At 34.0% G+C, this 13,185-nt stretch carries 12 protein-coding genes and 1 pseudogene; 1 reads left to right on the top strand and 12 read right to left on the bottom strand.

Translation table 11 applies throughout. The features are described 5' to 3' along the window. From BLV91_RS14565 to BLV91_RS14510, 11 genes and pseudogenes are all read right to left on the bottom strand, one after another. Positions 1-515: pseudogene (locus tag BLV91_RS14565) on the bottom strand (peptide-methionine (S)-S-oxide reductase). A 111-nt stretch (positions 516-626) separates the two neighbouring features. Then, positions 627-1,994, bottom strand: a complete 1,368-nt coding sequence (locus BLV91_RS14560) for an NAD-dependent succinate-semialdehyde dehydrogenase (protein WP_091434578.1) — start codon at positions 1,992-1,994, stop codon at positions 627-629. A gap of 874 nt (positions 1,995-2,868) precedes the next feature. Beyond that, positions 2,869-3,912: a zinc-binding metallopeptidase family protein gene (locus BLV91_RS14550; protein WP_091434576.1), complete on the bottom strand. Its 1,044-nt coding sequence runs from the start codon at positions 3,910-3,912 to the stop codon at positions 2,869-2,871. Between the two features lie 362 nt (positions 3,913-4,274). Next, positions 4,275-5,123 (bottom strand): NAD(P)H-binding protein, encoded by an 849-nt coding sequence (locus BLV91_RS14545; protein ID WP_175514021.1) that lies wholly within the window; start codon positions 5,121-5,123, stop codon positions 4,275-4,277. A gap of 91 nt (positions 5,124-5,214) precedes the next feature. Then, on the bottom strand, positions 5,215-5,880 hold the full coding sequence (locus tag BLV91_RS14540) for an aspartate/glutamate racemase family protein (protein WP_091434572.1): 666 nt from the start codon (positions 5,878-5,880) through the stop codon (positions 5,215-5,217). A gap of 2 nt (positions 5,881-5,882) precedes the next feature. Continuing rightward, positions 5,883-6,830 carry an L-histidine N(alpha)-methyltransferase gene (locus BLV91_RS14535; protein WP_091434570.1) on the bottom strand — a complete coding sequence of 316 codons (948 nt, stop codon included), beginning with the start codon at positions 6,828-6,830 and terminating at the stop codon, positions 5,883-5,885. A 1-nt stretch (position 6,831) separates the two neighbouring features. Next, the gene (gene egtB, locus BLV91_RS14530; protein WP_091434568.1) at positions 6,832-7,980 is read right to left on the bottom strand and encodes an ergothioneine biosynthesis protein EgtB; all 1,149 of its coding nucleotides are present in this window, start codon (positions 7,978-7,980) and stop codon (positions 6,832-6,834) included. Positions 7,981-7,990: 10 nt separating this feature from the next. Further along, positions 7,991-8,620 (bottom strand): ferric reductase-like transmembrane domain-containing protein, encoded by a 630-nt coding sequence (locus BLV91_RS14525; protein ID WP_091434566.1) that lies wholly within the window; start codon positions 8,618-8,620, stop codon positions 7,991-7,993. A gap of 14 nt (positions 8,621-8,634) precedes the next feature. Next, entirely contained in the window at positions 8,635-9,012 is a 378-nt protein-coding gene (locus tag BLV91_RS14520) for a nuclear transport factor 2 family protein (protein WP_091434565.1), read from the bottom strand. Between the two features lie 7 nt (positions 9,013-9,019). Beyond that, positions 9,020-9,217 carry a hypothetical protein gene (locus tag BLV91_RS14515; protein ID WP_091434563.1) on the bottom strand — a complete coding sequence of 66 codons (198 nt, stop codon included), beginning with the start codon at positions 9,215-9,217 and terminating at the stop codon, positions 9,020-9,022. 210 nt (positions 9,218-9,427) lie between these two features. Continuing rightward, positions 9,428-10,639: a bifunctional alpha/beta hydrolase/OsmC family protein gene (locus BLV91_RS14510; protein ID WP_091434562.1), complete on the bottom strand. Its 1,212-nt coding sequence runs from the start codon at positions 10,637-10,639 to the stop codon at positions 9,428-9,430. 1,210 nt (positions 10,640-11,849) lie between these two features. On the opposite strand from BLV91_RS14510, the gene BLV91_RS14505 reads away from it, so the two are divergent. Next, entirely contained in the window at positions 11,850-12,296 is a 447-nt protein-coding gene (locus tag BLV91_RS14505) for an FKBP-type peptidyl-prolyl cis-trans isomerase (RefSeq protein ID WP_091434560.1), read from the top strand. Positions 12,297-12,357: 61 nt separating this feature from the next. Here BLV91_RS14505 and BLV91_RS14500 read toward each other — a convergent pair. Further along, positions 12,358-13,185, bottom strand: an 828-nt coding sequence (locus BLV91_RS14500; RefSeq protein WP_139262350.1) for an IS3 family transposase, incomplete at its 5' end; no start/stop codon positions are given.

Below are 13,185 nucleotides of genomic sequence, written 5' to 3'. Positions count from 1 at the left end.
TTATTTTAGATGTTTTAATTTCTCTTGATTGACTGCGCTTGAAAACTGATCTAATAGCAGTTTCAATTTAGGGTTTATAAAGCTTTCGCAGAAAGGTTTCTTTGGATTCTTATAATAGTAATTGGTTATTTCGGATCTTGAAGCTTTAAAATTATGAAATGGAAATACTTGTGTCAATAATTTGTTTTCAAATAGCACTTGAAATCTTTCAATGATTTGCTCAACTTCTTGTCTTTGGACTTCAGAAAATGTGTAAACTGCCGATCGTATTTACTTCGCATCGAATGATTTGACGTACTTTTGTGCGTATGCAAATGAATTTCAATTAGGGTTTTTAAAGAAATCTCTTCAGAATTAAAATACACGATTACGCCTTCAGAAAACGAGCTATTATCTCCTATCGATGCCACATAACCTTGTTCTACTTTTACAACACCCAGCAACGACTGAAACACTGCTTCAGTGCACCAGTGACAGCCGCCGCCTAAGGCAATCTTACTTTCTTTTAATGTCATATTAACTTTTCAATCCAGTTGTTTCAATCCTCATCTAAAGGGGTTCTTGCTTTTTTTTATCCAATTGTAATGCTTCGGTGTTATAAAGTTTAATCGCTGCTGTCATTTAAATTATTTTATCCAAATGGTTTTTGTATTCACAAATTCGCGGATTCCATAAGCAGCTAATTCTCTTCCGTATCCACTATTTTTAATTCCGCCGAAAGGCAATCGAGGATCAGAAACCACTAATTTATTGACAAAACTACTACCCGCTTCTAATTGTAGCGCCAGCTTTTCTCCTCTTTCATTATTTCCTGTAAATACACCAGAACCCAAACCAAACTGAGAGTTATTAGCCAATTCAACAGCATGTGCATCGTCCTTAGCACGTATTACAGATGCCACGGGACCAAACAGCTCATTGTCAAAACCTTCCATTCCTAGTTCTAAATCAGCCAAGATAGTAGCTGGATAATAAGCGCCTTTGCAGAGCGGAATTTCTCCTCCCAAAACCAATCGTCCACCTTGAGCGATCGTTTTTAGTACTTGCTCGTGTAGTTCATCGCGCAAATCGAATCTTGCCATCGGACCATAATAAGAATCCTCAGCTGTAGGTTCACCCATTTTAGCGGCTTTCATTTTCTTTGTGAAAAGTGCTAAAAATTCATCATAAATTTTGTCTAGTACCACAAATCTTTTTGCTGCTATACAAGTTTGTCCATTATTTTGTAATCTTCCCAAAGTGGCTAAATCAGTAGCTTCTTGCATATCGACATCATCTAGAATGATATAAGCATCGCTCCCTCCTAGTTCCATTACGGTTTTCTTTAAATTTTGTCCCGCAATTGAAGCTACAGAACGACCCGCAGGATCGCTTCCGGTTAGGGTTACGGCAACAATATTTTTATCTTCAATAACATCTTTTACCAGTTTAGAGTCAATATTCAAGTTGGTAAAAGCTCCTACTGGAAATCCGGCTTTAGTAAAAGCATCTTCTAGTGCAAATGCACAACCTTGCACATTAGAAGCATGTTTCAAAACTCCTGTATTTCCTGCCATCAAGGCTGGAGCAGCAAACCGAATCACTTGATAGAAAGGAAAATTCCAAGGCATAACGGCTAAAACTACTCCGATGGGTTGAAAAGTGACATAACTTTTGGTAGCCTCCGTTTTTACGATTTCGTCTGACAATAAACCTTTGGAATTATCTGCGTAGTACCTACATACTAATGCACATTTTTCAATTTCTTTGCGGGACTGACCAATAGTTTTCCCCATTTCTCTAGTGGCTAACTGCGCGTATTCTTCTTTATTTTCATCTAGAACATCCGCTAATTTGTGCATCAGTTGAGCTCGTTCTTCATACGTTTTTTGTTTCCAGCTTTCATATGCCTTTCTTGATTGAGCAATTTTATCTTTTGTTTCATTTATCGAAAGACGATTGTAATCTGCTATTTTTTCTCCTGTTGACGGATTTATAGTTGTAGTACTTGCCATTATGTATATTTTTTGAGTTCGCTTGAACGTTATTTACTGTAAAGCATAAAAATAAAAAAATGCAGTCCAATTAAAGAATGCATTATGATAATAAATTGCCAAATTTTGAAATTTCGGGGATAATGATCTCTTCGAACATCATATCTACTTCGTTCCAAAAAAAATCGAGACCAATTCCATTTTTTGAAATCAGTTCTCGATATAATTTTGTAGTCTGAACCCAACAGTAAGGACAAATTTAAAATTAGTTTTTGAATATAATTTCATCATAAGCCAATTGTCTAAATCCATTAAGGTAGTTGATGAACTAAACCTTGGGCAGCAACAGATTCTCAAACAATTCAATCGTGAATTTCCGGATTTTGACTAACTTTTAGAATGCTTTTTATAATCTATATGTTATTTTAACGCCTGAGTACAAAAATATTTGGGAAGACATGAAAAAATCAAACAATTAATATCACAAGTTCAAGTATGTTTTTGGCGCTCCCGGCTGGAGCCATGATGGAAGTACTTTTACTGTAAAGCAAATGAGATACGAAATAGCAAAAACATCCCAAAGTAGTATTTAAAAGGCAGTCACTACTCTACTACCTAAAATATCTTAATACAAATTTTTGATTTAGTCTAAAAACTCCATCATTTCTCTTAGTCAAATTTGCATGAGGGATAGTAGTGGTATCCTTTTATGGAGCTTGCGGAATAAAAGATATAGCGAATAGCCCGACCCAAAAGTAACGAGGAGGAACGACGAAGTTAACTAAAGGGACATGCTCAAAAAATATAAACTATTACAGCATACTTTTTAGTCTAATAATCCAATGGTTATGGCTGCTTATTTAAATATAAAAATGAATTTTTTTTTCTAGTTTTTCTAGCGTTTTGGTAATAGCATTTTATGAATAAACTTCATTTTTTCAACCATATTCGGTGTAATAATAAATGGATAAACATCAGGAATTCCCATTGCTCTATTGATACTATTGACGGCAAATGATAAAGGAATACAAGTCTCGATAATCACATCAAAATTAGCTACAGTATAAGGGTCGAAAGAAACATTAGCTTTCATAGTGTTTGACGGATCGATTGGCTTCACATTTAAACCAAAAAAATAGGCTGTTTCTAGCATATCCATAATATGGAGGTAGTGTGCCCAAGTTTCGGCCCAATCTTCCCACGGATGTGATGTAGCATATTTGCTAACAAATGACTTTTGCCAATGTGCTGGAGCTCCTTCCTTGTAATATTTTTGCAAAGCATCGGCATAACTCACTTGTTCGTCTCCAAAAATGGCTCTAAACTCGGTTAATAATTGCTCGTTAGTATATATTAAACGATCCCAGAAATAGTGACCTACTTCATGTCTAAGATGGCCAATCAATGTGCGATAAGGTTCTAGAAATTGTTTTCGCATTTGCTCTCTTAGGGCAGAATCTGCCTCACTTAAGAGGATAGTAATAACTCCGTCTGCGTGACCTGTCATTAAATCAGGATCATTTTGTTTTACAACAAAGTCAAAACACAATCCTTCGTCATTGATTATTTTACTTGGCAGTGGAAGTCCAATTTTTTGAAGTTGATAAATCAAGCGGTGCTTTGCAATTTCAAGATTTTTCCATTTTTCAAAATTTTCAGTATCTGAAAGATTAGGTATTGTTCTGTTTAGCTGGCAAGCATTACAAAATTCTTCAGGTGAATTCTTCTCAATTAGCCAGTTACAAACGTTGTATTCTTTATTTTTACAATACTTATATTCAATGTGCTCCTGATCAGAAATCAAAGATATACCTAGAGGATCAAAGGTTAGCATCTTGCGATCTTGATCTCTAAAACCTGATAAATGCCCACAATTTTCACAAGTATAACTTTCGAAAAACAGAGATTGAGCACAATGACCACATTGAAATATTTTCATAAATTTAATCTTGATGTATTTATAGCTAAAAATTTGCGCTTTAGTTCATCTCGCTTTAGCTTCTGCAACTATTTTTCAGGACAAATTTCACAGATTTGCACTAATTAATTTGTGAAATTCAAGGTTAATTTTTAATCTTCTAGACCTTTGTCTGGAACTGCAAATGTATGGACTTTCAGCCTATAATGGTTTACTTATATTTTTCTATCGAAAGTTGGGTTTCTAATTTAGAAGTTCCACTACCTCATATAACTCCAGGAACGGGCATTGTGTTTGAGAAGTGCGCACTTGAAGCAATCGGGAAATACTTATTTCCTGTAAGAATACCGTGACTTGGATCTAAGCCTAACCACCCTATTATTTTATTTGTTTTTGAATGCCTTAATCATTTCAATTGCTGATTTGTGTGTTCTACCCGTAGCTTTTTCAAAATCAGAAGGAACATAATAAGCACCGCTATGTATGCCTTCATAAATTCCAGTTACTACAGATCCTATAAAATCGCCTAGTTCTGCTTTTCTTTCAATGGCATAAACTTCTGAAGAGATATAATGATAGCCAAAGTTAGTATTGTACACCTCATTGATATAAGAGCCAAGTTCTGTTTGAGTTATGGCTTCGCCAACTAAATTATAAATTTCTCCGTTGTGTTCAGCTTCAGTGATCATTTTTGTATGAGCATAACCTAGCTCTTCGCGACTTGTATACGCGCATTTTCCTTCTCCGGCACAATTACGTATTTCACCTTCTTTCACATAATTGTCAATGTATTCTAAATCAGGTTCAATATAAATCCCGTTCCGACCAATAACCCATTCCATTCCTGAGTTTTGCACATCAAGTTCGGTTTGACGATTGCTTTGCACAACGGGGCTAAAAGCATTTTTCTCTTCGTCTCCTACGATGCTCGTATACACTATTTTTTTGACACCGTTAGCTTTTGCAGCCTCAATAACATTGCGGTGTTGTTGAATCCTCTTTTGAGGTTCGTCCATACCCGAGAGCAAAAGTACAGCGTCGATACCTTGTAAAGCGACTTCAAATTCTTCACGGCTGTTGTAATCCCCTTTTCTAATTTCAATTCCTAAGTGTTTTGCTTTCTCTGGTGTTCGGGCGATTCCTATTACATTTTCTTTCCCAATTACCTTAATTAAGTGCTTTACTATCGATGATCCCAATTGTCCATTTGCTGATGTTACTGCTATTTTCATGATTTTGTATGATTATAAAATTAAAAATTGGGCTGTTGTTATGAATTAAATAATGCTCAAGGAAATCAAACTAGTTAAATTGAAAGCTAGTTTATAAAACAATTTGAACAGCTTCAATAATTTGAAGTTGTGCCATATCTAAAAGGTTGTTGTTGTTCATAGGTTTAAAGACAGACAACTCCGTACAAGCTAATACTACTGGATTATCTTTAGTATACTTTTCTATCAGCAAATAGTAGTCTTCAATAAGGCCTATAGTTTCTGTTTCAGCATAAACCCTTTTACGAACTTCATCTACCAGAAATCGATCTTCTTCTGAAGGAAGGGCTACTTCGATGCCCTTGGCTTTAAAAGCGGAACTAATATACTGCGATTGCATGCTGTGTAAGGACCCTAATAGCACGATTTTAGTCCAATTGTTTTCTTTAATTTTTGCTATAGCTAAATGAATAGGGTGAATAATCCTTTTTTTAATAACTAATCGGTCAATAGTTTCATGTAGCGTAATATTTGGAATCAAGATACTTTCGATATCCATTTTTTCTAATTCTTTAATATAATCTTGAACTATCGCATTTAATGAATCTGAAGTATCTGGTAAAAGTGAATTGATAGTATCAAAATTGGAGTTCAACAGCATAAAAGGACAACTGCTATATCCCCCTTTTTCTTGATTGTACAATGTATTCAATTCATTGATATAAAATAGTGTAGAACGACTTCCTAATCCTAATATTCCCAATTTCATCTTATCCATTTTTAGCTTCTTTTGAGAATATAGTCGGCAAAATAGTTTTTGCTGTCCATTATTTTATCAGTAATCTTAAAATCAGTATTGGCAATGATTTTTTCGATTAAGCCATCATTATATTTTCTAGAAACTTCGGTATGTATTTTTTCAGCTGCGGCAAATTCGAATGTTTTTCCCACGGCTTTTATGGTTACTTTTTGTTGAATTGTACTTACAATAAAACTTTTAGCTATCCCCTCTTCCTCATTATATTCGGGTTGATGTTTAAAATAATTTAAGTCGAAGTTCCCTCCTAATTCTTCATTGATTCTTTCTAAAAGATTCAGGTTGAATTGAGCTGTAATACCTTTACTATCATCATAAGCAGCTAGTACTAATTCCTTAGGTTTTATCAAGTCAACGCCTAACAGTAATTGATCACCAGCCTGAAGATTAGCACCTAAATTATAGATAAACTGAGCGGCCTGTTCATCAGTCATATTCCCAATATTAGAACCCAGAAACAACACGATTTTAGGAGCTGAACTCATTTTTAAAGAAGCTAAAACCTCAAAATAATCGCCCTGTTGTGTTTGTACAGAAACATTGGGCAATTCTTTCTTTAAATCTTGTTCTAAAAGCTTCAGGGAATTTATAGAGATATCTATGGGTAAATAGTCAAACTTAAAATTTTGTGAATCTAATAATCGCAGTAATTCTTTAGTTTTTAAACCATCTCCAGCTCCTAATTCAATTAATTCAAAATAGCTATTGGGCCTAAGTTGAAGTTTATCAATTAGTTGTTGTGTTTTATTCTGAAAAATATCCAATTCACATCGCGTTAGATAATATTCCGGCAGATTCATTATTTCTACAAAAAGAGCATCTCCTTTTTTATCATAAAAATATTTTGACGGAAGTATTTTGGGAGTTGTATTGAGTCCTTTTTCTACATCATTTTTGAAAGTTTCAATCATCTTATTTAGCTAATCGGATTCCGGTATATTGCCAGCGTTCCGTTGGGTTAAAAAAATTGCGATAAGTAGTTCTGCTATGATCTTTTGAAGTAGCTACAGACGCTCCTCTCAGCACCATTCTGTTGCTCATAAACTTGCCATTGTATTCGCCTACAGCACCATTTTCTTTTTTGAATCTTGGATATGCTAAGTAAGCACTGTTTGTCCATTCCCAACGTTTACCCCAGTCTAATTGCTGGGCGGCAATTTCCCATTCAAACTCTGTAGGTAATCGCATTCCTTTCCATTCAGCAAAAGCATTCGCTTCATAATAATTAATGTGGCACAAGACTGCCAATGGATCAATTTTTTGCAAACCACTAAGGCTGTAACAATGCCAATCTCCCTCTATTTTGTGCCAATACATAGGAGAATTAATATTGTTAGCATTTACCCAAGACCATCCATCGTCTAGCCAAAGATTAAAGTCAGCATAACCGCCAGCTTCCATAAACTCTATAAAATCAGAATTGGTCACTAAATAGTTGTTGATCTCAAAATCATCAACATATACTTTGTGAACACCTAGCTCATTATCATAACAAAAATCGTTGCCTTGGTATCCAATTTCATAAACACCGCCATTTATTTTAATCGTTCCTGTGTGTGAATTCACATCACTTACCAGATTGTACTCTTTATTGAAAACAGGAAAAAGAGGGTTGTGCCCCAGCATATATTTGACATCAGTAATCAATAATTCCTGATGCTGTTGTTCGTGGTTTAAACCCAAAATAACCAAATCGATTATAGTATTATCAGAAACTTCAGCCAGCAATTCTTGCATTTTAGCATCAACATATTCCCGATATTTGTAAATTTCATCGGTGCTTGGTCGCGACATATTTCCTCTGCTCGCTTGCAAAATTCTATCGCCTACATTGTTGTAATAACTATTGAAAAGGAAGTTGAAATCAGGATTAAAAGGCGTGTAATTCTTTGAATTTGGAATTAAAATAAAGGTTTCAAAAAACCAAGTAGTATGCGCTAAATGCCATTTGGGCGGACTGGCAAATTGCACTACTTGTAATGCATAATCTTCAATATGGAGGTGCTTACAAAACGCGATGGTTTGCATCCTAATGTCCTTGTATTTTTCGCTTACGTTCATTATTAATTATTTAAACCTTAGTGATTCTTCTTTTTTTTCGAAACCCAATCAAATTATCTTTGATAACTGGAATTCTAATACCAAACCCTACTCCTACTATTACAGCATAAATTATCCAAGTTTTATCTAAAATAGCCACGTGCAGCAAACTTAAAAAGATTGTAGCATAAGCGAGGCTTTGTAGCTTTTTCCATTTTGATTTCATTTTCTTCATTGATTTTCTATTAGAAGTAAAAAACAATGGAATCAATATTAAAACAGCGAGAAAACCAGCTATGTAGTTTAGTTCTGTAAAGGTTTCTAAAAAACCTTCGGCAAATAAAAATAGGATAAAATGAATAAAACTCCAAACTGCGGTAGCAATTCCCATTGCTTGTCGTACAAAAAGATTGTTTGCACCAAAAAGGATAAAGAATGGCGTGCATGTAAGAACGGCGGTCATCCATCGTATAGCAAACTCACCAGAAACATGATATAACATTTCTAATGTTGTTTTGCCCTCACTAGCTGCACCTTCAATTAATGTGATCGATAAGCCATTAGAAAAATCAATATTTATCATCTTAAAGATAACAAACAAAGGGAATATAGCTAAAATAGCCACTAGCATCCAGCCATAATTTTTTTTAATAAATGTCATACTTAACTTTTTTTTTAATACATACTGTTATTATGCAAAGCCATTTTTGGAATTTGTTGCAGGCTGTCCCAGTGTTCTACTATTTTTCCGTCATCAGTGAACCTGAAAAAATCCATGGTGACATACTCGTCATTGTCTGGCCAAATTTGGTGTGTATGCAATGCAACTAAATTTCCTTCAGCTATCGCTCTCACAAAATCTATTGATTTGACAGGATACTCGCTTTGCATTCGATCAAAATAATCAATAAAAGCCTGAATCCCATCTCCTACTAAAGGATTGTGCTGAATGTATTCATTGCCCACATATAATTCTGTAGCCTTTTTTGGATTGCCTTCATAAGCCATTTTATAAAAAGCAATCGCGTTCTTTTTATTTTGATCTAAATTCATACTATAGCTATTTTATGGATTGTAATAGATTTAATTCTTTTTGCAATGCTTCCGCTTTTTCTTTGAATTTATCCATCGCTTTTTTAAGTTGGCCTATTTTATTTAAGGTTTCTTCATCCTGAATGGCATGATAGCTAACTTCGCCATCCTTTTCTTTAATTTTAGATTTACCACCACAGCATGGACAATTAGCTACTTGACTCATAATTTTTTTTTTAGGTTTAAATTAGAATTCAAAGTTCACTTAAATTGGCAGATCCTAAAAGGTAAATACCGGCCTAAAGATGGTAAATATGGGAATTGGCTTTCGCCAAATTTTAAAACTAAAGAAAGCTTTACACTATTTTTGAATTGTTTTTCTGTACTAGCTCTAAACTGCGCATTAGTACAGTTTAGGATTTATAAGTAAATGGCTTTATGCTATTATTTTAGATGTTATCATAACCGTTTGTTGCAGTGTTTTATGTACCGGACATTTTTCGGCTATATAAAGCAATCGTTTTTTTTGAGTTTCATCTAGATTGCCTATTAATTCAATGTTTTTTTCAATATGATCAATTTTTGCCTGCGGTTGATCACATTCTTTACAATCCGTTGCATAATCCTTACCATGCGAAAGATGAACAATTACCTCTTCTAAATCCCATTCTTTCCGATCAGCATATAAACGTAAGGTCATCGCGGTGCAAGCTCCTAACGAGGAAAGCAACAAATCATAAGGTGATGGACCAAAATTATTACCCCCTACCTCTTCTGGCTCATCAGCAATCAAGGAGTGTCCTGCAGCAATAATATCAGTTGTGAGGTCTTGATTTCCAATTCTTACCACAACCTGTTTAGAAGTCGTGAGCTTTTTAGTGTCATTTTTATCAATATATCTAGAAGCCCATTGCGCTATAATTTGACCTGCATACATTGAATCCTCCTTGTTAGAAAGCAAATGATTTGCACCATCTAATGACACGAAACTCTTGGGATGCAAGGCCGCTGCATAAATTTCAGCCGCGTTATTAACGCCTACAACAGTATCTTGTGGTGAGTGCAACAGTAATAGTGGTTTTCGCAGTGACTTTACCACTTCAGTCATATTTGTTTTGCTAATGTCATCAATAAACTGCTTGGAGATCGAAAATGGTCTTCCGCCAATATCAACCATAGCTTTTCCATTAGCCTGAATTTCATTAATGTCATCCTTAAAAAGATGTTGAATATGCTGAGGAGATGATGGTGCTCCTATCGTAGCCACCGCCTGAACAGAAGAAATGTTTTTAGCTGCAAAAATAGCTGCAGCTCCACCTAATGAATGTCCGATTAAAAGTTTAGGAGACTCCAATTCTTGAGTCATATAAGTCGAAATATCTTCTAGATCTTGAATATTAGAAGAGAAATTAGTTTCTGAGAACTCTCCTTCACTTTCTCCTAATCCAGTAAAATCGAAACGAATCACACCAAAACCGTTCTGCGTTAGCGCCTTTGATATGTTTCTAATGGCTGTTAGGTTTTTGTTACAGGTAAAGCAATGAGCAAAAAGTGCATAAGCCTTAGGATGTTGGTCAGCCGGTAATTCAAGTTTAGCTGAAAGAAGTATCCCTTTTGAGTTTTGAAATGATATCGTTTTATTTTTCATATTGTTTATTGCCAATAGTTGCTTTATAGTAAGAAAGATAAATATAATCTTATTTAGCTAGTTTAAGTCTTCTTTAGCTTTTTGTAGAGGATTCTTTTTTTAATGCATTCTCAAATTTACTTCATTTTTTTCTTACAGAAAACTCGATACTAGTAAAAAAGGGATCCACTTTAAAGATGGCTAGCCTCTTTGTCTAGAAGTCATTTCATTAGAGATTTACTCAAAACTGCCATTATTGCAGAAAATTATGTGGCACTATGACAACTTTGTAGTTGTTGCTCCTAAAATGTTTAAAATAAATATACTATTTGATGTGCTAGCTACTAATTATTGTTTCGGTTGCAATAAGCTATCGTTCTAATTCTAAAAGGAAGCTTATAAATTAAGCTTAGAGAAAATGAGCTTTAAAATCTAAATTGGGTTTGTTGTTTTTGTTCCAATAAGCTCAAGGTATCGATCCAAATTCTGGCTATTATAAAGCTCGATTCCGATTAATGACAAACTAAAACGGTCTGATAAACAAAACATTCTTTTTTGTGCTAATAAAGTGTGTTAGGAAACATTTTTTTAAAACAACCTAAAGACAGATTTTAAAGAAACTGATAAATAAAACGAATGAAATTATTCTTTGATTAGATCTAAAATCAGGATATCACAAGCTTTACACTACTTAGAAACAGCGGCATGAGTAGTATCCTCTTTTATGACCATTAGTAATGAATTGAATTGTATATACTTCAATTTGATAATTGATATTCCTTTTTTTTTTGGAGCGGTAGCCTCATTTTACTGATGTAAGAAGTCAAAAAGTAATAGAACTATTTATGAATATTAAGAAGATTCTATTTTGAATTTCTGGAGTCTTCGCCAAAGAAAAATTTAGAGCAAATACTACTTAAATTTAAAAACTGATTTTATAATACGATTCTAAAAATAGGTTACCGAAATACAATTAAAAGCTATTTTTTCAAGTTCGCAAACAGTGATTTTGAGGTATGATTCTATATCTATTTCAAAAAGCGACTTTTAGTAGATAAAACTGCCATTTGGTCAAAAAAAGCCTGTTTTGTTTAATGATTTCTAAGATTTTCTTTAAAATAAGGGCTCTTTGGCTTGGTTTTGGCGGACAGTAGAAACATATGTTTAAACTAAAATATTTGCTGCGTAATAATTATGCGAAGAATATTTTTTAAAATTAAAAAATAAAACTATGAGTCAAGTTAAAGAGAATAACACGGTTAAAGTACATTACACTGGAAAATTATCTGATGGACAGGTATTTGATAGTTCTGAAGGAAAAGAGCCGTTAGAATTTACTTTAGGACAAGGACGTTTAATTCCAGGTTTTGAAAAAGGCTTAATCAATATGAAATTGAATGAGAAAAAAACCATCACAATTGCTTCTGATGAGGCGTATGGTGCTGTTAGAGAAGATTTGATACAAGAGGTTGCTAAAAGCGAACTTCCACAAGAAATCACTCCTGAAGTTGGAATGGGACTTGTTTCTAAATCTCCTGATGGACAAGAAATGAATCTGCTTGTTGCTGAAGTGAGAGAAGAAAGCATCGTCTTGGACGGGAATCATCCTTTAGCAGGAAAAGATTTAACTTTTGACCTTGAAGTGGTTGGAATTAATGATGCAGTGGTAACTGAATAATACCGTTTACCTATGTCTCGTCCTGAATAACCGATACAGATTATTAAACAAAAATATTTAATTAAACACTTGCAAAAACGTTTTTGCAAGTGTTTTTTGTTTTATATGTTCTCATTTTAATTTGACTTTGTAAGTGCATTTTGTTTGGAGTCAGCATATAGTTAGAATAATGAGGTCTTAATTCATTGTATATATTGACAGATTCTTTCACAATTTGCTTCATGATTTTTAAATCTAAATTGTATTTATCAATCATGAATTCCTGTTTTAATATTCCGTTTATTCTTTCAGCTACCGCATTTTCATATGGATCAGAGTTTTGCGTCATACTTGGCAATATTCCGTTTTTATTTAGAGTATTTTGGTAATCATTCGCACAATATTGCAATCCTCTGTCTGAATGATGAATCAATGGTATTTCATTGTTCTTTCTCTGCTTTATAGCCATATTAAGAGCCTTAACACTGCTTTCTGTATTCATGTTGTCAGCAACATAATATCCCATAATTTTCTTAGAATATGCATCTGTAACAATGCTCAAATAACACGGTTTTTCTCGTTTTCCGATATATGTTATGTCTGAAACCCACACTTGATCAGGCCTGTATATTTCTAAGTCAAGAATTTGATTTTGATGTTTTCTAAATCGATGATGAGAATTAGTGGTTACATGATAACTACGTTTTGGCTGTATCAATAAATGATTAGCCCTGAGTATATCAAATAATTTATCTCTTCCAACTTTCATCGGCTTAAGATCATTCATTAGTATGTGATATGATTTCTTACCACCAAGCCTGAGCATTGTTTTCCTAACTTGATTAATCATTGACACGACTTCAATTGCTTTAGCTTCCTTGTTGCTTTTTCTTTTAATTCTTCGATAATA

This window comes from Flavobacterium degerlachei (assembly GCF_900106645.1).
Lineage (GTDB): Bacteria > Bacteroidota > Bacteroidia > Flavobacteriales > Flavobacteriaceae > Flavobacterium > Flavobacterium degerlachei.
The sequence above is the reverse complement of the archived record's forward strand: the minus strand, read 5'-3'. Positions and strand labels throughout refer to the sequence as shown.